The organism is Streptomyces lancefieldiae, from assembly GCF_031845825.1.
Taxonomy (GTDB): Bacteria; Actinomycetota; Actinomycetes; order Streptomycetales; family Streptomycetaceae; genus Streptomyces; species Streptomyces lancefieldiae.
The window spans coordinates 106365-132974 of sequence record NZ_JAVRFH010000002.1; the positions used below are offsets into that span (position 1 = coordinate 106365).

The window sequence follows — 26610 nt, forward strand, 5'->3', positions numbered from 1 at the left end:
CCGCCTGCAGGTCATTCGCACACTGGCAGGCCGCAGGGAGGGAAGAGGGGAGGCGGGCCGTTTCTCTTGGCGCAGTCGCTCGAACGGCCCGATGGCTCTTGTCGGCCTGGCCGTCCGATCACCGCGGTGAGCGAGGCGACGGACTGCTTCAGCGCGCCTGAGCTCCGAGCCGTGCAAGGGCTCGGGATGTGAAGAGCATCCGCGACGAGCCCATCACCATCAGCTCTCCGGGCTTGGTGCCGACCGCTGCGGGTCAGCCGTGTTCGTCGAACATGGCCAGCAGTGCCTGCTCGTCCGTCTCCGACGCAGGCTGCTCCGGCTGCGGTATCTGCTCGGCCCACACCGTTTTGCCCTGCGGCATGTAACGGGCGCCCCAGCTCTTGGTGAACTGTGCCACCAGGAACAGGCCGCGTCCGCCCTCCTCGGTCGTGGCCGCCCGTCGGATGCGCGGAGAGGTGTTGCTGCGGTCGGAGACCTCGCAGATCAGCGAGTCGTCGCGCAGCAACCGCAGGCCCACCGGCCCCCGGCCGCCGTACCGCACGGCGTTGGTGACCAGTTCGCTGACCACCAGCCCGGTGTTGAAATCCAGCTCCGACATGCCCCAGGCGGCGAGCTGAGCGCGGGTCAGCTCCCTGGCCCGTGCCACGACCGCGAAGTCGGACGGAAACTCCCAGGATGCCACCCTGTCGTCGGGCAGCGCGTGCACACGGGCCAGGAGGAGGGCCACGTCGTCGCGCGGGCCGCCGGCCACGAGGGTGTCCGAGACCCGGTCGCAGACGTCCTCCAGCGCCGGGCCCGCGTCGTTCAGCGAGGCCAGCAGTTGTCCGGTGCGCGCGTCGGTGTCCCCGTAGCCGCGGCTCTCCTTGAGCAGGCCGTCGGTGTACATGGCAAGCAGGCTGTCTGCGGGCAGCTCGACGGTGGTGGACTCGTACGGATGGATCCCGCCGAGCCCGAGCGGTGGACCGGCCGGCATGTCGATCAGCCGCGCCTCGCCGTCCGGCGTCAGCAGAGCGGGCGGCGGATGACCGGCCCGTGCGGCCGTGCAGCGGCAGGACACCGGGTCGTACACCGCGTACAGGCACGTCGCCCCGGTCGCCGGGTCCTCGTCGTCCGCCGATTCGGCAGGGGTGCGGCTGACCAGGTCGTCCAGATGGGCCAGCACCTCCTCGGGCAGCAGGTCCATCCCGGCCAGCGTGCGCACCGCCGTACGCAGGCGGCCCATGGTGGCTGCCGCCTGCAGACCGTTTCCGGGCACGTCACCGACGACCAGAGCCGCGCGCATCCCGGACAGCGGGATTGCGTCGAACCAGTCGCCGCCCACACCTGCCGTGGCGTCCGCGGGCAGGTAGCGGGAGGCGAGCTCGACGGCGCTGAGGCGAGGCAGGACGTGCGGCAGCAGACTGCGCTGGAGGGTGAGGGAGGCGTGGTGCTCCCTGCGGTAGTGGCGGGCGTTGTCCACGCTGATCGCGGCACGGGCCGCCAGCTCCCCCGCCAGCGTCAGGTCGTCCTGCTCGTACGGCCTCGTCCTGCCGCGGCGGTAGAACCCTGCCAGGCCCAGGACGGAGCCCCGCGCGCACAGCGGAGCGGCCAGGTAGGAGTGCACGCCCTCGCCAAGCAGGTCGACGGGGTGCCCCCGGCCTTCCGGGGGCCCGGTCAGGGTGGCGGTCAGCACCGTGTCCGTGACCGGCTGCCCGGTCTCCAGGCACCGGGACTGGGGTGTACCGGCGGGGTAGCCGGCCGGCTCTCCCACGCCGCCGAGGGGGGTGTCCCGGGAGTCCTCGCCCGCCCATGCGGCCACCCGGCGCAGTGCCACGTCGGGGCTGAGCCGCCCGGGCGGTGGCCCTTCGCCCGACAGGACGCTTTCCAGCAGGTCGACGACGACCAGGTCGGCGAAGCGCGGCACGGCGATCTCCGCCACCTCCTCGGCGGTACGCCCCATGTCCAGGGTGGTGCCGAGCCGGATGCCTGCCTCGCTGAGCAGGGACAGCCGCCCGCGCGCCTCGGTGGCGAGCCGGCCGACGCCCCGCTCACCCACCAGCAGCAGCCACGCGTCGGTCGGTCCGCCGGCCTGCGGTTCCGCCGCCGCACGGGGCGCGTTCGCGCTCTCCGCCACGGTGGAAGGGTCCAGGAGCGGCACGTGGCGACCGTCGGGGGCGGTCGCGGTGGTGACCGTGCCCGATGTCCCCGTGCCACGGGTGTCCTCGAAGCTGACCTCGACCGCCGCGCCCTCCGCGTCGCCGTGGTGCAGCTCCCGGCGGCGCAGCATGGCCACGCGACTGCCCGCGAGTGGCACCTCGGCATAGGTCTCACCGGTCGAGGAGATCAGCTCGACGGCCCTCTCCAGCAGTATCAGCCGCTCCTGCGAGGCGAGCCGGGGCGCCGGTCCGCTGAGCCGGGACAGCTCTCCCGAGCCGAGGTCCAGCTCGCCACGCCCGCCGCGCTCCCCGGCCCAGCGGAAGGAGCGCATCAGCTCGAGCTCGCGGGCCCTGCTCAGCTCGAGCAGGCGTTCCCCGATGCGTTCGGTGGCGTCCTGCAGGACCAGCGCCATGCCGGGGTCGGCCAGCACCCGGGGCACGGAGAGATTGACCGCGCCCCGCACGGTTCCGCCCACCGGGTCGCGCACCGGCGCGGCCATGCAGGTCAGCTCCTTGAGGTCGTGCAAGAAGTGTTCGTGGCCGACGACCACGAACGGCGCCCTTGTGCTCAGCACCATGCTGACGCTGCTGGTCCCCATGAACCGCTCATCGACATTGGCGCCCGGCAACAGGGAGGCGGCGTCCATCAGCCTCAGCCCGGCCGGGTCGCCCCACCGGTCCACGATGTTCGCCCGTGAGTCGGCCAGCGCCAAGGTCACCGGCACGCCCGAGAAGCGTTCGAACAGATGCTCCAGCACCGGCGATGCGGCTCTCATCAGCCGGGAGTCGGGATCCAGGTCGCTTTCGATCGGCAGGGCCGCTCCCTCGGGGTCGATGCCGAGCGACTGCGAGCGCTGCCAGGAGGCGAGGATCTCCGCACGTACTCCGGCAACCGGCGGCGTCCGTTCGCCGTGACCGGTGCCCGGAGGAGTTGGATAGGACTCCACAGGATCAGGCACAGGATCAGGATAGTCGGGCAAATGGGGCATGTGCAGTGTCGTCGTCGGGCGGGTGATCTTGGACGCGGGGGCCCGGCTCACCGCTGTGCGGTCCCAGTCGGGCATGTCGCGACCTGCGCGAGCACCGGGGGCGCCCGTCACGGCGCAGCAGCGGGAGCGGTTCGAGACCGATGCGCTGTCCGGTTCCGCCCTGTCCTCGCGAGTGGTTTCCGCGGGACTCAAGGACGGCAGCGGCGACGGAAGCGGCGGAATCCCTTTGTGCGGGGCTCTTCCACCTGGTTGGCTCACGCCCATGACCTGGCTGCCGCATGACTTCGTCCATCCCCTCCACATCGACATACCCGACGGCGGAGGCCACCGGCTGCGCCCGATCAGCGGTGGGGACGCCCCGCTCGACTACCCGGCGGTGATGGGTTCGCGGGAGCGGTTGTGGTCGATCTTCGGTCCCGCGTGGCAGTGGCCGCCGGCCACGATGTCGTACGAGGCGAACCTCGCCGATCTGGAGCGGCACGCCGCGGAGATCGACGCCCACGAATCGTTCAACTACACGATCGAGAGCGCGGACCGCACTGCGCTGCGTGGCTGCGTCTACATCGACCCGCCCGAGAAGCAGGGGGCCGACGCCGAGGTGTCCTGGTGGGTGGTGGACGACGAGGTGGGCGGTGCGCTGGAGCGGGCGCTGGACGCGTTCGTGCCGCGCTGGATCGCCGAGGACTGGCCCTTCGAGCAGCCACGCTTCATCGGCCGGGACGTGACCTGGGACGAGTGGTTGCGGCTGCCGGACCGATCATGAGCGGTACGGTTCGACGGGAGGCCGCGCGGAACTGAACGGCCTGGTCGTGCCGCCGCGGCCGTCTCCCACAGCGATGCGCCGAAAGCGGTGCTGGGGTCCACACGGGTGCCGCGCGGCACCGCGAAGGCGAGGGCGGCGCGTGGATGCCGGGGCCCGACGGACGTGAGGGCCGGCGGCCACTGGACGTGGTCGCCGGCCCCTTGTTCCGTGTCAGGCGTCGCCTTGACGTGCGGTCAGTTCGCGTTCACCAGCTCGTGCGCCGGCACGGTCACCGTCCGCTTGCCCGGCTCGCCGCCGAGCACGATCTTCCGCAGAGCGCTGTTGTTGTCGAGGTTGGTCTCCTTCAGCCGATTCTCCGGGTTGGCCAGCACCTGGATGTAGTACGTGCCGTTGGGTATGTCGGTGATGTCGAAGGACTGGCCCGGCAGGTCCTGGGTGTACGTGTCACCGGAGCCGACGTCCAGCACCTCGCGGACGGAGATCGAGTTCTCCTGGCCGCACGCGGTGGACAGATCGGTGTTGTACGGGTGCCAGTTGGCGTTCTTCACCGTGTAGTCGATCGCGTCGGTGTTGGCCAGGCAGAAGGCCTCCTTACCGCTGCGCACGGCCTCCTTCTTGTCCGCCTTCAGCAGCCGGTAGCTGGCGAAGTCGGTGAAGTGCCAGTGCATATGGCCCGGGCGCGGATCCCATTCCATGGTGCCGGTCGGGGTGTAGCCGACCTGCGTGCCCTTGGCGTCGTAGAAGTACTGGTAGGCGTCCATCTTGTCCTTGCCGGGCGAACGGAAGCCGTCCACCACGAGCTGCGCCGGGCCGGCGTTCCAGACGTTGGCGCTGAAGGCCAGGTAGTCCTTGCCGGTGATGTCACCCTCGCCGTCGCTGACGACGATGCCGTAGGCCGGCAGCGAGCGCAGGTCGGGCTTGGGGACGTCCGGGACGGAGGGCTTGCCGGCGGGCCGCTTCGACAGCGGCGTGAGCGCCGGCGCCTTGCGCGAGCCGTCGGTCTGGCCACCCGTGTCACCGACCCGCATCGCGCGTGCGGCCTGCTCCTTCTTCAGCGCCCACGGCAGGGCCGGCGGTGCCGCCTTCAGCGGACCGTGACCCACGTTGTACGAGGGGCCGGCGCCGCTCGTCACGGGCGCCGCGGCCTGAGCGGGCGTCGGTGCGTGCCCCGGACCGTGGCCGGCGTGCGCGGTCGGCGCCTGGTGGGCGGTTCCGTGCCCGGCGTGCTCGCCGCCCTGGGCGGACCGTGCGGACGAGGTCTCCGGCACGGCGGCGCCCTGCTCGTCCTCGTAGCTCCGCTCCTCCACGGTCACCTTGACCGTGGCCGGTTGGTCGGCGATGCCGAACAGGTCGCGGTACTTCTTGGCGACCTCGATCTTGGCGGTGTACGTGCCGGCCGCCAGCGCGGCCGGATCGGTGTAGGAACCCGCGTAGGTGTTGGCGGCCCAGCCCTTCTCGACGCCCCACACCGAGCCGAGGGTGAACGGGTTGGTGGGGCAGCTCTCCGGGTACTTGGAGGTGGCCGGCGCGTCGGGCCGTACCCGGCCGCTGGCGTTGTTCGGGCAGAAGTCCTCGGTGCGGCTGAGGACCTTCTTGCCCGCCTCGTCGGTGACCGTGATCTCCGCGAAGCCGGGTAGGCCGGAGAAGTCCTTCACCGTGCCCTGGGGCAGCGTCTTGGCCTTGGTCTTGCCGCCCTCGTACACGGTCTGGGTGATGGTCACCGGGTCCTTGTAGGACTTCCGGGTCACCTTCAGCTCCAGTGGCGTCCCCTCGGCGGTGAGGTAGGTGCCGAGGTCCAGGTAGACGCCCGGGTCCTCCTTCCAGGAGGTGAGCGTGATCGAGCTGGTCGCGGCGATGAGGCTCAGCTTGGGCCCTGTCGCGGCCTTGGCCGGCTCCGACGTGGCGGCCACGAGACCGGCCGTCACGGCCATGGCGGCGACGGCCGTGGTACCCGTGAGCAGCGGACGCCGTAGCCGGGTGGTGCGCGTTCTGGTCATCGTTCCCTCGTCCTCCGAGTGCTGTGAGAAGGAATCAGGCGGCAGGCGGCACGGCTTGTCGGCGAGGACAGCCGCAAGGCCCGCGCGGTGAAAGGCACTTGCTGTGCCCGCGCTGTGAGAGGTGCGGGCCGGAGGCTCGGTTGTCCTCAGAGGGAAAACGAGGGGATGTTGGCCGGATAACTCCGTTGTCGAGGAAATCGGGCCGTTGTCACGGGTACGGCCCACCCGGTGACGGGCCTTCTGCTACGTGGTGCCGCCCGTCTCCCGCCCCACACCACCGGCCAGGGCCTCCACTCACGAACGCCGCACCGGGACCCTTCCGGCCTTGGGCCCGCGGGGCCGATCGTCCGGCGCCCGGACCGGGGGAACCGTCTCACCGGCCTGGGTCGGCGGGTTCCGCGCGAGCCGCCGCCACCGGTCAGTTCCCCTCTCGTACGGCGACCGAGAACCCGACCTCCCCTCCGGGCTCCTCGCGAAGTGACTCGGGGAGGCCGCCAACCGCCGCGCACAGGGCCTCGGCCATGCCCTGGGTCAACGGCCCGTCGGGGCGCGGGACGTCGAGCGCGGCCGCGTCCTCGATCTCCCGCCGGGGCCGAACGTACTCCGAGCCCCAGCCGGTGAAGCGCGGCAGGGACACCTTGCCGTCGTCCTGGGTCCAACCACGCGTCGCTGCGGCCACCACGACCCGGATCCGGCGCTCATGGGTTTCCGGCACCACCTCGGTGAAGACGGTGAGCCGCACCAGCCCGTTGCCGTCGTCCATTCCGTAGGGCAGGGTCCACTCCACCACTCCCGCCATGGGATCCGCGCCGAGGTCCCCCGCCGCGCGCTCCGCCGCGTGGTCGCGCCGACGCATGTCGATGAGCGGTTTGAGGTTCTGGACGACGTAGGCGTGCCAGTACTCGACGGCCATGTGCGGCCCTCCCGGTCGGGGCGCGGGCCCCCGCCCGCGCTCGGAGCGGTCAAGCCTATGCTGCGCAACTGCCCTTCATTTCCGCGGTGTTGAGTATGCGCGCCCCTCGCGACGGGACACCGGGATCCGTGAGCCGGGCCGCGCTCCCCGTCGGTCGTCCCCGAGCTGCCGACGGAAGCGTTTCAGCTTGGGTCCACGTCGGTGTACAGCATGTGGTGGTCCGAGTACGGGGTGGGCTGCACGCGGTGCTCGAGCGGGGCGATGCCTCGCAGGAAGACGTAGTCGAACTTGCTGTGCCAGTCCGTGGTCACCTCGCAGGTGCCGGTGGACGAGGGGCGACACCGGGGGTCCGTGTCCGCGGCCTGTGCCCAGATCCGGGTGAGTTCGGGAGCGTCCGGCACGGCGTTGAAGTCGCCCAGGACGATGGCACGGTCGTGCCGGCCCACTGCTGCGGCGAGTACACCGACCTGGTCCGCCCGGACCGCTTCCTGACGTCGTTGGGCGAGGTGTGTGTTGAAGACCCGGACGGGCCGGCCACCCACCGTGGTGGTGACTGCCACGTACCCGCGGTCCTCGGATCCGCCGTCGGGGTACTCCACGCTGACGCGGTCGGTCATCGGGGCCGCCGAGAGGACCGCCTGGCCGAAGGCCCCCGGACTCCACGGCCATCCACCGCAGCGGCCCCGGTCCCGAAGAACCATCCCGTACTGGACGTGGTAGACCAGCCCGTGAAGGCGCTCCAGGTGATCCCGGATCTTCTCGACGTCCCGCACACATGCTTCTTGCAGGCCGATCACCTGGGGCGCGTACCTGGCGATCTCCGCCGCCCGGTCAACGTTGCCTTCCTCGCAGGGGTTGCAGATGTTCCACGTCATGACCCGGTTCGGAACGACGTCCCTGACGGCAGCGGCCGGTCGTGACGAACCGAAGAGGCCACCGCCCGGTGCACTGGGCCCTACGAGCATCATGCAGGCAACGGCCATGGCGCCCACGAACAACCCCGTGCCCCTACCGAGCACCATCGCCTCCCCGGTGCGGATTCACATGTCATCCGACGTCTGCACGCCCAAGGTTATGGGACGGGCGTCGTCAGCAACACATGCCATCGCTCAGCGCCGCAGCGCCGCCCTCGCCGGCCGGGTCACCGCGTGGACCTCGGCTCCGTTCAGTCCAGGTCGGACATGTCGAGTACGAAGCGGTAGCGGACGTCGTTGCGCCGGAGACGGTCGAGGGCCTCGTTCACTCGCGCGGAGGGGAGCAGTTCGATGTCGGCGGTGATGCCGTGCTCGCCGCAGAAGTCCAGCATGGCGGCGGTCGCGGGCCTGCCGCCGCTGCCGGCGGAGCTGAGCTTCTTGCGTCCCACGAGCAGGTCGGTGGTCTCCACGGTGACGGGTCCCAGGTGCCCGAGGTGGCTGAGCGTCCCGTCCATGGCGACCAGACGCAGGTAGGGGCCGAGGTCGTGCGGGGAGGAGATGGTGTCGATGACGACGTCGAACCGGTCACGGGCGTCGGCCATCTGTTCCGGGTCCGTGGAGACGACGAGACCACCGGCACCTAGACGACGGGCGTCGTCGGCCTTGTCCGGTGAGCGGCTGACGACCGAGGTGTCGGCGCCGAGCGCCACGGCGATCTTGACCGCGAGGTGGCCCAGGCCGCCCAGCCCCGCCACCGCGACGCGGGTTCCCGGCCTCACGCCGAGGGCGCGCAACGGTTCCCAGACAGTGATCCCGGCGCAGAGCAGAGGAGCGGCGGCGGCCGGATCCAGACCGGCGGGAAGGGGGTGGGCGAAACGGTCGCGGACGACGTACTCCCGGGAGTAGCCCCCCAGTGTGGTCGACCCGTCGTGCCGGTCGGTGCCGTCGTAGGTCAGGGTCGGGAAGGCGTGGCAGAAGTTCTCCTGGCCGGCCCGGCACATGGCGCACTCACCGCACGAATCCACGATGTTGCCCACCGCGACCGGGTCGCCGACGGTGAAGCGGGTGACCGCGGGTCCGGTCTCGGTCACCACGCCCGTGAACTCGTGCCCGGGCACCAGGGGCCGGCCTCCTTCGCCGGCCCGGGCGCCGACGGCGTGCAGATCGGTGTGGCAGACACCGCAGTAGTCCACCCGGACCGCGAGGTCGTCGGGACGCAGGTCGCGCCGTTCCAGTGGCGCGCGCCGCAGCGTCGTCGACGCACCTTCCACCTGCCAGCCAACGGTGTTCCTCATGGCGCCTCCTCACAGACAGACCGGTTGGTCTATTCAGCGTAGGCGGTTCCCGTCCGCCAGGCAAACCAACTGTTCTGTTTGGTAGTGTGGGGGCATGGCCGATCAGCCCCTGACCTCGCGCGGAGCCGCGACGTACCAGCGCATCCTCGATGTGGCGACCCGGGAGTTCGCCGAGCATGGGATCGCCGGAGCGCGCGTCGAACGGATCGTGGCCGCGGCACGCACCAACAAGGCGCAGCTCTATGCCTACTTCGGCGGCAAGGACAGGCTCTTCGACGCCATCTTCTTCGGCTCGCTGGAGCGGATCGTGAATGTCGCCCCGATCGATGCCACCGACCTCGCGGACTGGGCCGTACGCCTCTACGACGAGTACCTCCGCCGCCCCGACCTCATCCGACTCGCCACCTGGGCACGCCTGGAGCGGCGCCCGGCCGGTCACCTGGTCGAGGACCCCGACCGCCTCGACGACCGCAAACTGCGCGCCATCGCCGAGGCCCAGGCCACCGGCCTGGTGCGCCAGGGAGACCCGTTCGACATCATGGCCCTGGTTATTGCCATGTCCATGGCCTGGTCGCCGGTCAGCAACGTCTACGCGGCGACCGCACAGGAGCCACCCGAACTTCACGAGCGGCGTCGCGCGCTGCTCCGCGAGAGCGTCCGCCGCGCCGTGGCAGCCGACTAGCGGACGCGGTGGCCGCCGACCTTCTTGATCAACCGGCGTTCCCCGTCCCGGACGGCCGTGTCCGGGCCTTTCCCGGACCGCGCCCGGAACGGCGGAGCATGACCAAATCCACGGTTGTCATGCCTGCCGTGGCCGCCGCACGATGACGCTCATGGGAAGCCTGGGGGAACTGTCGCCGCATGAAGCCGGAGATGCTGGGGGCTTCGTCGAGTCGATGCAGCAACTCAAGGAGCGTTCGGGGCTGACATACCGCGACCTGGAGGAGCGGGCTGCCCGTAACGGTGACGTGCTGCCACGGAGCACGCTGGCCGACATGCTGCGCCGCACGAGCCTGCCGCGGCCCGAACTGCTGGCCGCCTTCGTCCGCGCCTGCGGGGACGCGCAGCGGGTCGGCGCCTGGCTGGACGCCAGGAACCGGATCGCCGCAGACACCGCGGCCACGCGGGCCGCGGAGCCGGGGACGGTGTCCGGGGCGCCGGCCGAGGCCGGGCCCCGACCGGAAACGGACGCCGAAGAGGCCACGGTCGCTCGGCCACGCCGTGCCACGGGCCGCAGGGTCGCGCTCATGGCCTCGCTCGTCGTCCCGGTGCTCGCCTTGACCGCTTGGGGGTTGTTCCCCGACAGCTCCGCCGGTCCTGCCGTCGATCCCGGGGCTCCCACCGACGGCTGGATCACCGTCCGCCCGGCCCGTGCGCCCGACCTCTGCCTGACCGACGGACGCGACCGGCGCGGCGCCTACGACACCGCCATCGCCGTCCAACTCCCCTGCTCCCAGGCCCCCGTGCCGCGCACATACCTCGAATCCACCGGGGAGGACCTGTACCGCCTCCAGTGGCACCATCCGCGGGAGGGCAAGGGATGCCTGACCGTCATGAACACCGGCCCTGCCAAGGACATGCTCGAGCCCCGGAACGACTGTGCTCGGGCCACCCTGTTCCACGTGGAGTCCGCCGAGGCCGACGGCGCCGAAGGATTCCGGCTTCGCCCGGCAGACAGCGGCCGTTGCGTCGGCATCGTCGACGACGACACCACCGAGGGGGCCGAAGCGATCGAGGAACGATGTACCGGCTCGGCCGATCAGCTGTTTCTCCTCCGAGAGGGCTGATCGCCCAGCGCCCGGGACGACGGCCGTCGTCCCGCGTTCCTGACCCCGCGCCGAGATCACCGTGCCAGCGGCACGGTGATCTCCTTCAGCCAGGCGCCGCGGGCGAAGTCGCGGGCCTTGACGACGACCGCGTCGCGGTGCACCTCGACCTGGAGGCCCTGGTTGAAGGAGCCGCTGACGGCGACCTCGCCACCCTTGCCGTCGTCACGGAACCCGGTCTGGATCGCTCCGGTGTTGACGACGGTGAACCCGCTGAGGTTCGCGGTGCCGGGTACGACGCGGCGCACCACCCAGTCGGAGAGGTCCAGGTCCCAGTGGGTGTGGCCGGAGAAGAGGAAGACGTCGGGGTGGCGGCCGAGCAGGCCCAGGAGGCGGTCGGCCTGGAGGTAGTCGCTCGCGTAGAGCTTGTTACGGGTGCCGGAGACCGTGTTGGGCAGCGGATGATGGGTGATCACCATGACCGGCTTGCGGCGGCGCGACCAGTACCACAGACGGTCCTCCAGCCACGCGAACTGCTCGTCGCTGATCCACACCTCGTCCCAGAGCTTCGGGTCGTGGTAATGCGAGTAACGCTCGGTACCGAGGGTGAGGACGGGGATGCCGCCGAAGGACATCTCCGCGTGCACACGACCGCGCCCGGCGAAACGGTAGAAGCTGCGGAAGAGGGAGTCCTCTGTGGTGTTGTTGGGCCAGGTTTCCTCCGCCAGGGTGTTCGGATCGCGCCACTTCGGCACGTAGAACTCGTGGTTGCCGATCGCCCAGGCCACCTCGGACGGGTGGGAGTGACGCTGCAGTTCGGCGGTGACCTGCGCGTACTCGAAGTCGTAGCCGCGCGGTGTGATGTCGCCCGCGACGGCGAGGCCCGCGCTGTGCGGGTTGACGGCCGCCATGTCGTCCAGGGCCCGGCCGAAGTCGCGCAGGTCCCCCTGGATGTCGCTGATGACGTTGAACCGTACGACGTCCCGCCCGCGCCGGCCGGGGGTCCCGGGCGAACCGGCCGGAGCGGCGTGGGCCTGCGAGGCGCCGGCGGCGGTCACCAGTGCGCCGCCGGTGGCGGCGAGGAGGGATCTGCGATCCATGTCGGACTCCGTGGTCGTGAACGTGCGGGTGTACCGCCGACCAAGATCACGTTCTCGGGTGCACTCCGTCCCACGTGCCGAGGACATGTCCGTGTACCAGGCATGAACATGTGCGGACAGGCGTGCGGTGCGTTCACCCCGGGAATCGGGGGTGTCGGTTCCAACGAGCGCGGGCACTCAGTCCGCGGCCGCCCGCTCCCCCACCGGGCGCCTGCGCCACGCGTGCTCGGTGAGCGAGGGCGGCTGCCAGGCGCCGTCGGCCTGATAGAGGTCGGTGCCAGGTGCCACGATCTCGTCGACACGGTCGAGCACCGCGTCGTCGAGCAGCAGGTCGGCTCCCTTGAGCAGCGAGGAGAGCTGGTCCATGGTACGCGGACCGATGATCACCGATGTGACGGCCGGGTGCACCAACGGGAAGGCGACGGCCAGTTCCGGCAGGGTGCAGCCCATCTCCTCCGCGAGAGTCACGAGTTGCTCGACGGCCGCGAGCTTGGCGGCGTTGCCCGGGACGGCGGGGTCGAAGCGGTGCGGAGTGAGTCTGGCGCGGCCGGTGGTGAGGTCGACGGGCCGGCCCTCGCGGTAGGCGCCGGACAGAAATCCCGAGGCGAGCGGTGACCAGGTCAGCACCCCCATACCCAGGCGTCGCGCGGTGGGCAGCACGGACCGTTCGATGCCGCGCGCGAGAATCGAGTACGGCGGCTGCTCCGTGCGCGGCCGCATCAGTTGGCGCCGCTCCGCCACATGGTGAGCCTCGACGAGGTCCTCGGCCGGGAAGGTGGAGCAGCCGAACGCCCGGATCTTGCCCGCCCGCACCAGGTCACTGAGGACGGACAGCGTCTCCTCGATGTCGGTGGTGTGATCGGGACGGTGCACCTGGTAGAGGTCGATCCAATCCGTGTCCAGGCGCCGCAGACTGTCCTCGACGGCCTTGAGGATCCAGCGGCGCGAATTGCCGCTGCGGTTGCGTCCCTCCCCCAGCGGGAAGTGCACCTTGGTGGCGAGCACGACGTCGTCGCGTCTGCCCACGAGCGCCTTGCCGACGATCTCCTCGCATTCGCCGGCCGAGTACATGTCCGCGGTGTCCACGAAGTTGATGCCGGCGTCGAGCGCGGCGTGGATGATGCGTGCGCCGTCCTCGTGGTCGGGATTGCCGACGGCACCGAACATCATCGTGCCGAGGCAGTGGGTGCTGACCTCTATGCCGGTCCTGCCGAGGACTCGATAGCGCATGGGGCGGTGCTCCGTCGCGGGAGGGGGCGGGTCGGGAGCGTCAGCCTAGGACTTGGAGTGCACTTGACGGCAAGGGCAGGGGAAGGTTCCGCCGGGCCGTGGGTCCGTGGCGCCCGAGCGTTGCACTCGCGGTCGAACCCACGCCCCCGCCACACCGGCTCCCGGTGGCTCACGGACCGTACGCGACGCCGGTTGACGAGGCGTACGGCCCCCCGTGCCGGTGACGACCCCGTGTCAGCCGTGGGCAACGGGGTCGAGCGCCAGCGCCGCGAAGGTCGCCAGCCAGTGGTCGGTGGTGAAGTCACCGCGTTCCACCGCCGGCAGTCCCGCCGAGAGGTGTGCCGCCGCCGCCTCGTCCAGGCGGCTGCGGACCGGTCCGTCGGGCAGGGCGTCCGCGAGGGAGCGCAGCGCGGCGGCCCTGCTGAGAGCCAGGCCGAGCAGATGGCCGATCTGCGGGTCGGCGTGGTCGGAGACGACCGGCACGTCCAGCAGCGGGCAGGGGGCGCCGGAGCGCAGCGCGGGCAGGAAGCGGTCGAGCCATGCCGCGAACCCCTCCTTCGGAAGCACCCTGCGCATCGCGTCGGCCTCACTCAGCGCGGGTGACAGGAAGTCCTGTCCCGACGGTTCCCAGTGCGCGGGCGCGTCGCGGTCGTCGGCGAACCAGGCCAGCAGGCGTTCCCGTACGGCTCGGTCGGTCGCCGCCGACAGTTCTCCCGAGTCGAGTGCGAGGCTCAGCGCGAAGGCGCTGTTGGGGTGGTTTCCGTGGCGTACGGGATACGTGGCCTTGGGCAGCCAGTCGGCCAGCAGCCGGTCCACGGTGGCGACGGCCGGCGCCAGTGCCCCGGCCCACCGGGCGCCCGCCGCGCCGGTGAAGGCCCGGCACTCGGCGGCGAGCGCGAGCAGCCACGCCCAGCCGTAGGGCCGCTCGAAGGAGGGGCGGTCACGGAGGTAGGCGGCTTCGACGGCGAGGTTGTCGGGCGTGAGGTGCCGGTCGAGTGCGTCCATGGCCGGCCCGGTGTCCGGTAGTACGGGTGTGCCGCCGTGGCGGCGCAGCAGCCGGACGAGCAGCCAGTGCATGTGGACCGACGAGTGCCAGTCGTAGGCGCCGTAGAAGGCGGGGTGCAGGGTGCGGGGTTCGGGGCGCTCGTCGGGAGAGGTGATCAGGTGGGCGGGGAAGTTGGGGTACTCGCGGGTGATGTTGGCGAGGGCGAGCCCGGCGAAGGGGGCCGCGTAGTCGCTGAGCGGCATCAGTGGGTGGCTCCTTCGGTGACCTTCAGGTCCCGCTCCGCCGGTGTGCGGGCGGCGGTGGCCAGCAGGGCGCGCAGGCCGTGGGCGACGATGGCGGGCGGCAGGGACGGCGCGGTGCCGTCGGTGACCTGTTCCGGCGCCCAGGGCACATGCACGAAACCGCCCCGCAGGTGCGGGTACTCGGTGGCGATGAGGTGGCCGAGACCGTAGGCCACGTGGTTGCAGACGAAGGTGCCGGCCGTGTGGGAGAGCGCGGCCGGGACGCCGGCCTCGCGCATCGCGGCGACGCAGGCCTTGACGGGGAGGGTGGAGAAGTAGGCGGCGGGGCCGTCCGGGACCACCGGTTCGTCGATGGGCTGCTGACCGGCGTTGTCGGGGATGCGTGCGTCGTCGACGTTGAGGCCGACGCGCTCGACGGTGACGCCGGGGCGTCCGCCCGCCTGGCCCAGGCAGAGCACCAGGTCGGGGGATACGGCGCGGATGGCGTCGCGCAGGGTTTCGAGGGACTTGCCGAAGACACAGGGCAGTTCGGTGGCGGTGACCGTGAGTCCGGCGGGCGGTTCGGCGGCCACCAGGGACGCCGCCTGCCAGGACGGGTTCACGCTCTCGCCGCCGAAGGGCGCGAAGCCGGTGATGAGGACACGGGTCATGGGCATTCCTTGCGGGTCGGACGGGCGCCGTGCGGTCGAGGGGCGAGGTGGCGGCTCAGAAGGCGAAGAGCGCCATGATGACGGTGCAGCAACCGAGCAGCGCGATCCCCGTCGGCAGCTGTGCCTTGATCGGTCCGTACTGGTCCTTGAGCTCGAGCAGGGTGGCCGGGACGATGTTGAAGTTGGCGGCCATCGGCGTGCAGAGCGTGCCGGCGAACCCGGCCAGCATGCCGATCGCGAGGACGGCGGGTTCGTTGCCGTGCATCTGCTGGATGAGAACCGGCCAGCCGATCGCCGCGGTCATCACCGGGAAGGCGGCGAAGGCGTTGCCCATGATGACGGTGAACAGGAACATGCCGACGCAGTACGCGATCACCGCGAGGTACTTGGAGTCGTCGGGCAGGACCCTGTTGACGAGGTCGCCGACCTGGTCGCCGACTCCCGCCGCGGCGAAGATCGAACCGAGCACGGCCAGCAGCTGGGGCAGCAGCAGGGCGGAGCCCATCGCCTCCAGCATGGAGCGGCCGGAGTGGATCGGGACGGAGACCTTCTTCTCACCGGTGACGATCATGCCGACGACGAGCGCGGCGACGCAGCCGAGGCCGAGGCCGAGCAGCGTGGCCTTGCCCGTCTCGAACAGGCCGGACTCGTCCAGCACGGAGGCGCAGACGATGGCGACGAGCGGGATGGTCAGTGCGGGAATGAAGATCTTGCTGCCGAGCCGGGCCGCGGAGGCCTCGCGCTGCTCGGCGGTGGTGGTGACAGGGACGCCCTTGCCGAGGAAGTTGAACCCGGCGAGCACGATCAGGGTGAGGACCGCCACGCCGAGCGGCTCGGCGGGCAGGGTCCAGTCGCCGTTGCCGGCCGTGGCGTTGGCGACGCCGGTGCCGTAGGGGAAGGTGAGTCCGAGCAGGCCCCAGAAAGCGGCGGACGTCCATCGCTTGGGGTTGCTGCGGTCGGTGGCCATCTGCACGGCCATGACGACGAAGACGAGGCCTATCAGCCAGTACAGCCATTCGACCTTGATCACTTGTCGGCCCCCTCGGGAAGCGGCAGGTCGTGCTCGGCGGCGGCGAGCGCCATTTCTCGCTCCAGCTGCCGGTCCATGAGCAGCAGCCGGGCACCGTGGATGAGGAAGGCGCAGACGGCGAGCGGGATCGCCCACAGGGCCAGCTGGGTCGGTTCGATGTCCTGGTGGTACGTGGAGTTCACGAAGCCGGTGATCAGCAGGATGGAGCCGATCGCGATGAAGCAGTCCTCGCCGAAGAAGACGCCCACGGTGTCGGCCGAAGCGGAGTAGGAGCGCACCTTCTCGCGCAGGCGGTCGGGCAGCTTGGCGCCCGTGGCGCGTTCGGCGGCGGCCTCGGCCATGGGCGCCACCAGGGGACGCACGGTCTGCGCCGGGCCGCCGATGCTGTTCAGGCCGAAGGCCGCGGTGACCTGCCGTACCAGCAGGTAGACGGTGAGGAACCGGCCGGCGCTGAGCCTGCCCAGGCGGCCGATGAGGTTGCGGGCCTGTTCGCGCAGGCCGTAGCGCTCGAGCAGGCCGATCACCGGGAGCACGATGGCGTAGACGGTGACCGAGCGGCTGTCGGCGAAGGACCGGCCGAAGGCCGCGAGGACCTCCAGCGGGTTCATCTTGCCGAGCAGTCCGGTGACGATACCGGCGACGCCCACCACGAGGACGGGGTTGCGGCGCGTGACGAATCCGAGGATCACCACGACCACACCGAGGAGAACGATCATTCGGTGGCCTTCTTCAGGCATGAGGGGGCAGGGCACGGATCCGGAACCTGCGGAGCCGTGACTTCATCGGTCCCCGGACCATAGCTCCAGATACGTGGCAGATGCACGGACACTAGCTATCGTTGAACGATCTAACAAGGGGCGAATTCTGCGTCGCCGTCACGGAACATCACCGGATGACCGCCACCTCTTGTCTGATCGTTCAACGATCGTCTACGTTCAGGATGTGATCGACCTCAACGCAGATCTCGGTGAAGGCTTCGGTCGCTGGACCCTCACCGACGACGACGCCCTGCTCTCCGTCGTCACCAGCGCCAACGTCGCCTGCGGTTTCCACGCGGGCGATCCCTCGGTGATGCGTCGCGTCTGTGACCTCGCCGCCGAGCGCGGGGTGCGGATCGGGGCCCAGGTGTCCTACCGCGACCTGGCGGGCTTCGGACGGCGCGCCATGGACGTGCCCGCCGACGAACTCGCGGCCGAGGTGGCGTACCAGATCGGCGCGCTCAGGGTGTTCGCCGAGGCCGCCGGGGCCGAGGTGGCCTATGTGAAGCCGCACGGCGCGCTCTACAACCGGACCGTCCACGACGCCGAGCAGGCCCGTGCCGTCGTGGCCGGGGTACGGCTCGCGGGCGGTGCGCTGCCCGTGCTCGGCCTGCCGGGCTCGCACCTGCTCACCGCCGCCGGGGAGGCGGGGCTCACCGGCGTGCCCGAGGCCTTCGCGGACCGCGCCTACACCGCGCGGGGCACACTCGTCCCCCGCCGAGAGGCGAACTCCGTGGTGACGGACGAGGACGCGGTGGTACGGCGCGCGCTGGCGTTCGCGGTGCGGGGCGCGGTGGAGGCCGTGGACGGGACGACCGTCGCGGTCGCCGCCCGGTCCCTGTGTGTGCACGGCGACACCCCGAACGCGGCCAGGATCGCGGCGCGGGTGCGCGAGGCGCTGGAGACGTCGGGGGTCGGGATCGGGGCGTTCGCATGACTGGGAGCCCGCCCCTCACGACGCGTGCCGCCGGCCGCCACGCGCTCCTCGTCGAACTGCCCGACGCCGAGCGCACCGCGGCCTTCCACGCCGAAGTGCTGCGCCGGCGCGCCACCGGTGCGCTGCCGCCCGTGGAAGAGATCGTGCCGGGGGCGTGCACCGTCCTGCTGGACGGGGTGTCGGACCCGCAGGCGCTGGCCCGCGGGCTCACCGACTGGGATGTGCCGCAGCGTGCCGACGACGACGGGGACGTCGTGGAAATCACCGTGCGCTACGACGGTCCGGATCTGGCCGACGTGGCGGGGATGTGGGGAGTCACCCCGGCAGAGGTCGCCGCGCTCCACACCTCCCTCACCCACCGTGTCGCGTTCTGCGGTTTCGCACCCGGCTTCGGCTACCTCACCGGACTGCCCCCGGAGCTGCACGTGCCCCGCAGGGCCACGCCCAGGACCCGAGTTCCGGCCGGTGCGGTCGCCCTCGCCGGCCCGTACAGCGCCGTCTACCCCCGCTCCACGCCGGGCGGCTGGCAACTGATCGGCACCATGCCCGACCCGGGGCCGCTGTGGGACCCCGCGCGGGAGCGGGCGGCGCTTCTCACACCGGGGACCCGCGTGCGCTTCGTCACAGCGGACGACATCTCCACGGGGGTGACGGGATGACGGCCAAGCTCATGACGGTGCGCTCCGGCGCGCTCACCACGGTGCAGGACGCGGGCCGCCGCGGCCATGCCCACCTGGGGGTGCCCCGCTCCGGCGCCCTGGACGCGCCCGCGATGCGGCTCGCCAACCGGCTCCTCGGCAACGACCCGGGTGCCGCCGTCCTGGAGACCACCCTGACCGGCTGCGCCCTGCGGCCCGACCGCGCCGTCACCGCCGTGGTCGGCGGCGCGCACTGCCCGGTCACCGTGGACGGGCGGCCGGCGGCCTGGGGCGCTCCGGTGCGGGTGCCCGCGGGCGCGGTCCTGAACGTGGGGACGGCGACCGCCGGCGTGCGCTCGTACGTGGCGGTGGCGGGAGGCATCGCCGCCGAACCCGTCCTGGGCAGCCGCTCGACGGACCTGCTCTCGGGACTGGGCCCGGATCCCCTGCGGGACGGTGACGTCGTCCCCGTGGGCGCCCCCGCGGGGACGGTGGCGCTGCCCGTCGCCGCCCCCTGGCCCGGACCGCCTGCCGAACTGGTGCTGCCGGTACGCCTGGGACCCCGCGCCGACTGGTTCGCCCCGGCCGCCCTGCGCACCCTCACCTCGGCCACGTACCGCGTCTCCCCGCACAGCAACCGCGTCGGCCTGCGTACCGAGGGCCCGCCGCTGGAACGGGCCCTGACGGGCGAACTGCCCAGTGAGGGCATCGTCCTGGGCGCCGTGCAGGTGCCGCCGGACGGACGCCCTGTGATCTTCCTGCACGACCACCCGACGACGGGGGGCTACCCGGTCATCGCGGTCGTCGCGGAACCCGCCCTGGCGGCGGCGGCCCAGGCCGCGGCCGGGACGCCGGTGCGCTTCACACTCGGCTGAGACGGGGAACCGCGGCGGCCGGTACGGGCGGCGGCGCTCAGAACGCCCAGCGCGTATGGGTGTACCTCCCGTCGTCCCGGCCGAAGCCGTAGGCCGTGGCCGGTGCCACGGCGAACACCACGTCGTCCCCCTTGCGGAACGCGTCCCCGAGCCCGTGGAAGGTGCCCTCGGGCGAGGTGATGTGCGGCCCGTACTTCGCCTCGAACGCGGCGATCACCTCCTCCAGCACCGCCGGGTCGGTCACCGGCACCGCCGTGCCCTCGACCACGAGGTCGAGCCCTTCGGTGAGCGCGTCGCATCCGGTGGTCAGCGCGCAGTGCCCGTCATGAGCGAGGTTCCTCGCCTTCTGCTCCCCCTGGCCGGTGGAGAAGTACAGCACCCCGTCGTGCCAGGCGGCGATCACGGGAGTGACGTGCAGCCGCCCGTCGGGCCGCACCGTGGACACCCAGAAGATCTCGGCGGCCGCCAGCCGGCGCCGGGCGTCGGCCCACCGCGTGGCGGTGACGTCCGCGGCGCCCGGGCGAGGGTTGAGCGCGGAACTGTAGCGGGCGTCGAGCTCGGTCGTGGGTTCCTTGGCGGACCCCTGTGCGGACATGACGGATCTCCCTTCGCCCCACGGCGACACGGCGACACGAGCAACTGGTTGGTGCCCGCGGTGCGACCCGGCGAGAGTCCGTTGCACGGAGTTTCAGCTTGCCCCCGGTCGGAGAGCGGAGCAAGCCGACGATCACCGGTCCGGGCCGGGCCGGCCTTCCGTCGCCACCCGCATACCGATCCCCTGGGCCCGGTACACGCAGGTTTCGTCGCCCCACAGCGTCGCCTCGGCGGTGGCCCATCGGCCTCCCGGCTCCTCACCGACGTCCAGGATCTCCATGTCCACTCTGATCAGCCGGGTCTCCGGAGTGATCTGGCCCCGGTACTTCCACGTCACCTCCTGACCGAGCATCACCGGCTCGAACCGGGAAGCCGGGATTCCGTCCGTCAGACCTCGTTCGATCATGTAGTACTGCAGGAGTCGGCACATCGCCTCGATGCCGAGGGACCCCGGCTGCACCGGGTCCTGGAAGAAGTGCGCCTTGAAGAACCACTCCCCGGCGTCGACGTCCTTCTCCGAGCGCAGCCGGCCGAGTCCCGCGCGGCCCGCGTCCGGCCAGTAGCCCGTGACCCTGTCGAGCATCAGCAGCATGGGGCCCGGCAGTCGTGCCGGGCCCTCGAAGCAGCGTGCCGGACGCGTCGTCAGGTCGACCGTGTGGTCGCACGGAGCGGTGAGCCCCGCCCTCTCGGCCGCCGGAACCGGGAGTCCCGCCTGGAGCTCGAAGGCCGAGTACGGAAAGAACCCGAACACCGTCGAGAGCTCGAAGACCTGTTGGCCGTCGGCGGAGCAGCGCACCGTGAACGACTCGATGATCATGTCGCCGACGCGGGAGACGCTGGTCAGCTCGGCACGGGTACGCACGGTCCTCGTGGCTGGTGTGACCTCACCGGTGACGGTCCCACAGCCGTCGAGGTTACGGAACAGCAGATCGACGTCACTGGTCAGGGCGCTGCCCACGTAGGTGGCGAGCCAACCGCACGGTTGCAGGGCGATCTCCATGAGAACGGCGAACGGCATCGTCCTGCCGTCGTTCTGCTCGAAGTACCAAGCCCGGTCGGGGACATCGTATTCGGCGATCACACGGCTGCCCTCGCGCATGCCGTTCGGCGGCCCCTCCACCGCGGCGACACGGCTCATGAAGTGGTAGGGAGGACCGGGCAGACGTGCGCTCCTCCGCGTGCCGTCGAAGCGCTCATAGGCCGGACCGAACGCCTCGCTGGGCCGGCCCCACGCACACGCGAGCAAGGAGGAGTAGTCGAAGGCGAAGCCGTCCACCGCCGCCACCGCCCTGGGCTCCCGGTGGCCCACCAGGCCCCCGAGTGAGGCGACCGGGACCGGGGTACCGTCGGCCTGCTGGGCCGGCGGGCCGAGTTGGCGCCAGTGCGTCAGTGGCCAGTCCGGCACCAGCCGGAGCCCGACATTCCGTCCACGGAAGGCCCTGCACCCGTCGACGGTGCCCAGCACGTCGGCGTACAGGGTCGGCACCGGACCGGCCGACACCCCGCGTACGAACACCTCGTAGACGATCCGTCGGCTGCTCGGGGTGGCCTGGCCTCGGCACTCCGCCGTGCTGGGGGCACCGTCGACCGGCTCGAAGCGCCAGCCGTCCCTGCTGATGGTGAAGCCCATGGCGGCCAGGTAGAAGGCCATCGCCTGCATACCGCCCTGGAGCATCAGGGTCCCCGGCATACAGGGATCGTTCTTGAAGTGTCCGTCGAAGAACCAGTCGTCCGGCGCGACGGGAGTCTCGGCACGCAGATAGCCGCGGCCCCAGGGGCCGCCCGCCGGGTCGAACGCGGTGATCTCGTGCAGCAGCCGGAGCCTGCCGCCGTCGATGCGCGGCGACCGCACATGGGCCGCGGCCCGCTCCCATCCGGGTCCGAAGCAGTCCGCGGGACGCCCTTGTGAGAAGGCCCGCACCCGGTCCGCGTCGAAGGTGTCGTACGCGCACCGGACGGCCGGAGGGTCGGTGGGCAGGTCGGGGCCGGGTGGGCCGTCGGCGGGGTCGCCCTGTACTCCGGCGCTCCGGGCGAGTTCCTCCCGGGTGAAGAACCCCGCCCGGCCGTTGCGGACGCTGAGCCGGAGCTCTCCGTCGACACGGCAGTCGTAGTGGAAGAAGAACAGCCGGACGCCGTCGTGCTCGGCGTGTCCGTCGATGTGGATCTCGTAGCACAGCGTCTCTCCCGCCCGGGGAGGGCTTCCGTGGTACGTCAGTTCGCAGCCCAGCAGCCGGTAGGCCCGCTCGCCCCGGGTCAGCAGGTCGATGCCGAGCCAGCTGATGAGCAGGAGGTCCGCCTGGCCGGCCTCGACCATCAGGCCGCAGGGCATCCGCCCGGTGGAGTCGAGGTACCAGCTGTCGAGGCGTACGTCGGTCTCCGTCCAGATCGTGCCCCGGGGGTTCGCCGGCGCGGGGCCGAGGAGTGCCGCCGGTTCGGCGTCGATGCCGGTGACGCGGTCGGCGAGCAACATCGGCGGCTCGGGCATCCGGGTCTGTACGGCGTACGCGTCCTGCGCGGCGAACGCCGGTCCGAAGAGGGCGGAGATCCGCCCCGACGCGAGGTGTTCCAACTGGGCCCGGTCGAAGCTGGGTCCGGGCCGGGGTGCCGGTGCTGACCGGCGCGGCGCGGGAGCGGGAGGAGTGACCGGCGGAGTCACCGAACGGGTACGGGGCACGTCCAGCGGCGGTGGCAGGCGCGCGCCTGCCACCGGCACGGAACGCCCCAGGGCCGCGACGGCCTGCTCGGTGACCCGCAGGAACCGTTCGTGCAGCCGCGCCTGTCCGGCCATGACCTCGCGGTGGAGCGCCGTCACGCGCAGGGCGTGCCCTGGCCGCCCGGCACGCCGGTCCGCGGGCACCGGGCCCTGCCCACCGGTCGCACTGGGCAGGGCGGAGGCCGGCGGGGCGGTCGTCGTGCCGGGTGGGACCGGTTCCGGCATCGGTACGGGAGCCGGCCGAGGCGCCCTGGGCAGGATCGCCACCGACCGGCCGAGCGAGGACGGCAGCCGGGGCTCCCCCAGGACCGGTACCTCCAGCGTCGGACCGGTCGGCGCGTCCGCCTGCGGAGCTCTTCCCAGCTCGGCGAAGAGCGCGTCGGCCCGCACGGGCACCCCGGCGACGACGAGTTCGGCCACGGCCAGGCACAACTGCCGCAGGCCCCTGTCGTCCGGAGCGTCCAGGGCGACGGCCACGTGCTCCCGGTCGCCCAGCACCCGTTTGATCCACCCGGTGCACAGCCCGCGCGGTCCCTGCTCCACGAAGATCCGGACCCCGTCGGCCCAGGCCCTCTCCACCGTGCCGGCGAAGTCGATCGTGCCGAGGCCCTGGGCGGTGATCGCCTCGGCGGCCCGCTCGGTCGTCGGGAGGTACGCCCGCTGGTCGGCCTCACTGTAGAACCGCACCCCGGGCACGTCGGCGGTCGGCCGCAGGTGGAGGTTCCGCCACTCCTCGCGGACCTCGGCCAGTTCCGGTGCGTGGGCGGCGAGGTCGTAGTCGATCGGGATGGCGTTGCCGGCCCCGAGCCGGTCCACGACGGCCGCGCACGCCCGTGACTCTCCGCCGACGACGCAGACCCCGGGTGCGTTGAGCGCCATCAGGTGAACGGCCGGCTGGTTCGCGAGCTCTTCCCCGACCCGTTCGAGGGGCGCGGTCACCAGGTAGCTGGACCACCGGGTCCCGGCCACGCCGGCGCGTTCCCACGCCCGTCGCACCGCGCGGAGTTCTCCGGTCAGCTCTCCGGCGAACAGGCCGCTCTCCCGGGCGGCCCCGTACAGGCCTTCGGCGTCGGGCCACGCTCCGAGGGCCACCAGAGCGGCGGTCTCACCCGAGGAGTACCCGATGGCGGCGTCCGGGCGCAGACCGAGCAGTCCGCGGCACAGCTCGGTGTGGACCGTGGCGAGCCGGGCGGCGCTCCGGATCCGTTCGAGTGTCGTCGGCCGGGGGCCGGGGTCCGCGGACGCGGCGACGGCGCCGTGCCGGGCCAGGACGGCCGCGCCGAGTGAGGGGAGGGCGAGCATCAGTTCGCGCCCCATGCCCGGGTACGCGGCCGAGCCGTTGGTGTACACGAACCCGGTCTCTCCCACCACCGGCGCGTCCCGGTACAGCACGCCGCCGGGCTTGACGCCACCTCCGGCAAGCCAGCGGCGAGCACCTTCCACGCCCGAACGGAGCCCGGCGTCACCTTCGACGACGAGAGCCAGGCGGGCGGGACCGTCCCAGGACTCCACTCCCCGGTCCAGCGCGGCCAGCACCTCCTGCCGGTCGCCACCGGAGAAGACGTGCAGCCGCGGCACGGCCGTCCGGACCCGGGGCAGTACGTCGCCGGCCCGCAGTCGGACGCGCACGGTGGGGGCCTCCAGCGGAGTGACGACCGCCTGGGCGGTGCGCAGGTCGGCGCGCGGCCGGGCGGGTTCTCCCGGGCGGGGCACCGCGCGGTGCAGCAGGGCGGTCGCCGCGACGGCGACGGACAGCAGTCCGTGAGCGGCGTGGACCCGGCCGAAGACCGACGCCGGGTCGACCGTGGCCGCCTCGCCGTCCCCGACCAGCAGGTCCGCCTCGCCCTCGCTCTGCTCGTCGAGGAGGGCGAACACCGTGTCGCCGTCCCGGCGGGCGGCGGTGAGCGGCTTCAGCACCAGGACGACGGCCGCGTCCCCGGTCCGGGTCTCGCGGCCGAGTTCCCGCAGCGCGGTGCGGTGCACGGCGCCGTGGGACAGATCGGTAGCGCCGACCAGCGCGGCATCGGCCTCGCCCGCTCTGATGGCCCGGGCCGCGAGGGCGAGCGCCACCAGGCCGGACGCCTCCTCCGCCGACACCGCGAAGCCGGGCCCGGCCAGGTCGAGTTGGGTGTTGATCCGGTTGGCCACGAGGTTGGGAAGGGTGCCGACCACCCGCTCCGCTCCCATGCGGGGGACGAAGGCGTCCTGGGCGCACGGGAGGAGGTCGGGGCCGGCGTCGCACCCGGACTGCTCCACCCAGTGCGGAAACCTCCAGCGCGCGCCGCCGCGTGCCACGTCGGGGTCGACGCCCGCCCCGATGAGCACCATGGTCCGCTCGCGGGGCAGGGACAGCCCCCGCACGGCTTCACGCGCGGCTTCCAGCACCAGGAGCTGATGGGGCGAGGTGCTCCGCAGTGCCACCGGCGGAAAGCACAGGTCCGGCAGCGACACGCCGATCCTCGTCGTGGGACCGCACGGCTCGCCGTCGAGGACCGCGCGGCGGAAGGCCTCGGTGCCGGCCCCGTCGCCGGCCCGTGCACCGACGGCCACGATCGCGATCGCGTCTTCCGCCGCCGGCCCGTCGGGGGTCGGGGCGGTGTCACGGGCCGCGCGGAACGGACCGGGCGCGCCGCCCAAGGGTGCTCCCGTGCCTCCTGTGCCACCCGTGTCCCGGTTGCCGCCCTTGCCGCCCTTGATGCCCTTGATGCCTATGCCGCCTTCCCAGGCATCGACGATCAGATGGGCGTTGGTGCCGCCGAATCCGAAGGCGCTGACTGCGGCCCTGCGGGTCCCCGGCCACGCCTCCGGCTCGCTCAGCACACGCAGTGGTGTGTCCTCGAGGTCGGCGAGGGGCCGGTCGGCTCCGAGTGTCGCCGGACGGACGCCCGCGCGCATCGCCCCGAGCACCTTGAGCAGCCCGCTCACCCCCGCCGAGGCCAGCAGGTGACCGACGTTGGACTTCACCGAGCCGATGGGGACGTCGCGGGCCGCCGCGAAGGTCCGTGCCATGCTCCGGGCCTCCACGGCGTCCCCGACCGGGGTGCCCGTGGCATGGCACTCCACGAGCGAGACCGTCTCCGGCGCGATGCCCGCCGCACGGTACGCCAGCCGCATCGCCCGTTCCTGGCCCTCCTGGGCCGGGCTGAGCAGGCCACGGCCACGTCCGTCGTTCGACAGCCCGATCCCCCGGATCACCCCGAGGACGGGCGCGCCGGCCGCCAGCGCGTCGGGCAGCCGCATCAGGGCCACGAACCCCGCGCCCTCGCCGTGCAGCAACCCGTCGGCGTCCCGGTGGAAGGGGCGGCTGCGTCCGGACCGGCTCACCGCCGACAGGCCGCAGAACCCCACGTGCAGAAACAGGTTGTCCACGCGGTTCACCGCGCCGGCGAGCATGATGTCGGCCGTGTTGTCGTGCAGGCGGTCGCACGCGAGTTTGATCGCGTACAGCGAGGAGGCGCAGGCGGCGTCGAGCGCGAAGGCCCCCGCGCCGAGTCCGAGGGCGTTGGCCGCGAAGTGGGCGGGCAGTCCCGAGGAGAACCGGTTGCGTGGGTCGGGGCGCACCCGGCGGGTGCCGGTCAGCAGGGCGTCCCGCACGTGCGGTTCCTGGGCGGACAGCCACACGTGTTCGGCGTAGGCCGATCCGGCGCTCGTGGGGTAGGAGAGGTTTCCCAGCACCAGGCCGGCCCGCTCGCGGGGTCCCTCGTAGCCCGACTCCCCCAGTGCTTGCCGGGCGCCGTGCAGGACCCAGTGGAAGAGCGGATCCAGGGTCAGGATCCGTTCCGGGGCGACGAGGAATCCGTTCGGGTCGAAGACCGACTCGAACCCCCGGACGTAGCCCCCGACGTCGGTCCAGGTGCGGTCGCGGTGATCGTCGACGGTACCCATGGCCCAGCGGTGGGGCAGCCGCCACCGCCCCTCGGGGACCGGCGACAGACTGCAACGGCGTGCGCGGATGTTGTCCCAGAACGTGTCCGGGTCCAGCGCGTCGGGCAGTACACAGCCCCGCCCGACGACGGCGATCGGTTCGAATCCCATGCTGCTTCACTCCACGAGTCGCACGCGTAC

Annotated in this window: 19 protein-coding genes; 6 read left to right on the forward strand and 13 right to left on the reverse strand. The window is 72.0% G+C overall.

Annotation, left to right across the window (positions count from 1 at the left end; all coding sequences use genetic code 11):
- Positions 1-253: 253 nt before the first annotated feature.
- Positions 254-3094, reverse strand: a complete 2841-nt coding sequence (locus RM812_RS02590) for a SpoIIE family protein phosphatase (RefSeq protein ID WP_311570715.1) — start codon at positions 3092-3094, stop codon at positions 254-256.
- A 292-nt stretch (positions 3095-3386) separates the two neighbouring features.
- Here RM812_RS02590 and RM812_RS02595 point away from each other — a divergent pair, with 292 nt between their 5' ends.
- Positions 3387-3887, forward strand: coding sequence for an N-acetyltransferase (locus RM812_RS02595; protein WP_311570716.1), 501 nt, complete (start codon positions 3387-3389; stop codon positions 3885-3887).
- Positions 3888-4120: 233 nt separating this feature from the next.
- Here the strand turns inward: RM812_RS02595 and RM812_RS02600 are convergent, their stop codons facing one another.
- From RM812_RS02600 to RM812_RS02615, 4 genes are all read right to left on the reverse strand, one after another.
- Positions 4121-5884 (reverse strand): lysyl oxidase family protein, encoded by a 1764-nt coding sequence (locus tag RM812_RS02600; RefSeq protein ID WP_311570717.1) that lies wholly within the window; start codon positions 5882-5884, stop codon positions 4121-4123.
- A gap of 418 nt (positions 5885-6302) precedes the next feature.
- Positions 6303-6797 carry a hypothetical protein gene (locus RM812_RS02605; protein WP_311570718.1) on the reverse strand — a complete coding sequence of 165 codons (495 nt, stop codon included), beginning with the start codon at positions 6795-6797 and terminating at the stop codon, positions 6303-6305.
- 182 nt (positions 6798-6979) lie between these two features.
- Positions 6980-7819, reverse strand: a complete 840-nt coding sequence (locus RM812_RS02610) for an endonuclease/exonuclease/phosphatase family protein (protein WP_311570719.1) — start codon at positions 7817-7819, stop codon at positions 6980-6982.
- A 143-nt stretch (positions 7820-7962) separates the two neighbouring features.
- The gene (locus RM812_RS02615) at positions 7963-9006 is read right to left on the reverse strand and encodes an NAD(P)-dependent alcohol dehydrogenase (protein WP_311570720.1); all 1044 of its coding nucleotides are present in this window, start codon (positions 9004-9006) and stop codon (positions 7963-7965) included.
- Between the two features lie 94 nt (positions 9007-9100).
- On the opposite strand from RM812_RS02615, the gene RM812_RS02620 reads away from it, so the two are divergent.
- Positions 9101-9688, forward strand: a complete 588-nt coding sequence (locus RM812_RS02620) for a TetR family transcriptional regulator (RefSeq protein ID WP_311570721.1) — start codon at positions 9101-9103, stop codon at positions 9686-9688.
- Positions 9689-9839: 151 nt separating this feature from the next.
- On the forward strand, positions 9840-10793 hold the full coding sequence (locus RM812_RS02625; RefSeq protein ID WP_311570722.1) for an RICIN domain-containing protein: 954 nt from the start codon (positions 9840-9842) through the stop codon (positions 10791-10793).
- Between the two features lie 56 nt (positions 10794-10849).
- On the opposite strand, the gene RM812_RS02630 is transcribed toward RM812_RS02625, so the two are convergent.
- The 6 genes from RM812_RS02630 to RM812_RS02655 form a co-directional block, all read right to left on the reverse strand.
- On the reverse strand, positions 10850-11872 hold the full coding sequence (locus tag RM812_RS02630; protein ID WP_311570723.1) for a metallophosphoesterase family protein: 1023 nt from the start codon (positions 11870-11872) through the stop codon (positions 10850-10852).
- 177 nt (positions 11873-12049) lie between these two features.
- Entirely contained in the window at positions 12050-13102 is a 1053-nt protein-coding gene (locus RM812_RS02635) for an aldo/keto reductase (RefSeq protein ID WP_311570724.1), read from the reverse strand.
- A gap of 234 nt (positions 13103-13336) precedes the next feature.
- Positions 13337-14350: a DUF2891 domain-containing protein gene (locus RM812_RS02640; RefSeq protein WP_311570725.1), complete on the reverse strand. Its 1014-nt coding sequence runs from the start codon at positions 14348-14350 to the stop codon at positions 13337-13339.
- The gene (gene pcp / locus RM812_RS02645) at positions 14350-15000 is read right to left on the reverse strand and encodes a pyroglutamyl-peptidase I (RefSeq protein WP_311570726.1); all 651 of its coding nucleotides are present in this window, start codon (positions 14998-15000) and stop codon (positions 14350-14352) included. Before pcp ends, RM812_RS02640 begins: the two co-directional genes overlap by 1 nt.
- Positions 15001-15055: 55 nt before the next feature.
- Complete coding sequence (locus RM812_RS02650) at positions 15056-16030, reverse strand: DUF979 domain-containing protein (RefSeq protein WP_311570727.1); 975 nt, start codon at positions 16028-16030, stop codon at positions 15056-15058.
- Positions 16027-16746 (reverse strand): DUF969 domain-containing protein, encoded by a 720-nt coding sequence (locus tag RM812_RS02655; protein WP_311570728.1) that lies wholly within the window; start codon positions 16744-16746, stop codon positions 16027-16029. The genes RM812_RS02650 and RM812_RS02655 overlap by 4 nt, the downstream gene beginning before the upstream one ends.
- A gap of 226 nt (positions 16747-16972) precedes the next feature.
- On the opposite strand from RM812_RS02655, the gene RM812_RS02660 reads away from it, so the two are divergent.
- The 3 genes from RM812_RS02660 to RM812_RS02670 are packed head-to-tail and all read left to right on the forward strand — an operon-like array spanning position 16973 to position 19238.
- Positions 16973-17725 (forward strand): LamB/YcsF family protein, encoded by a 753-nt coding sequence (locus RM812_RS02660; RefSeq protein ID WP_311570729.1) that lies wholly within the window; start codon positions 16973-16975, stop codon positions 17723-17725.
- A complete protein-coding gene (locus tag RM812_RS02665) occupies positions 17722-18384 on the forward strand; it encodes a 5-oxoprolinase subunit B family protein (protein WP_311570730.1) in 663 nt (220 codons plus the stop codon). The genes RM812_RS02660 and RM812_RS02665 overlap by 4 nt, the downstream gene beginning before the upstream one ends.
- Positions 18381-19238, forward strand: coding sequence for a 5-oxoprolinase subunit C family protein (locus tag RM812_RS02670; RefSeq protein WP_311570731.1), 858 nt, complete (start codon positions 18381-18383; stop codon positions 19236-19238). Before RM812_RS02665 ends, RM812_RS02670 begins: the two co-directional genes overlap by 4 nt.
- Positions 19239-19275: 37 nt before the next feature.
- On the opposite strand, the gene RM812_RS02675 is transcribed toward RM812_RS02670, so the two are convergent.
- A complete protein-coding gene (locus tag RM812_RS02675) occupies positions 19276-19833 on the reverse strand; it encodes a pyridoxamine 5'-phosphate oxidase family protein (protein WP_311570732.1) in 558 nt (185 codons plus the stop codon).
- A gap of 132 nt (positions 19834-19965) precedes the next feature.
- Complete coding sequence (locus RM812_RS02680) at positions 19966-26580, reverse strand: polyketide synthase (protein WP_311570733.1); 6615 nt, start codon at positions 26578-26580, stop codon at positions 19966-19968.
- Positions 26581-26610 lie beyond the last annotated feature (30 nt).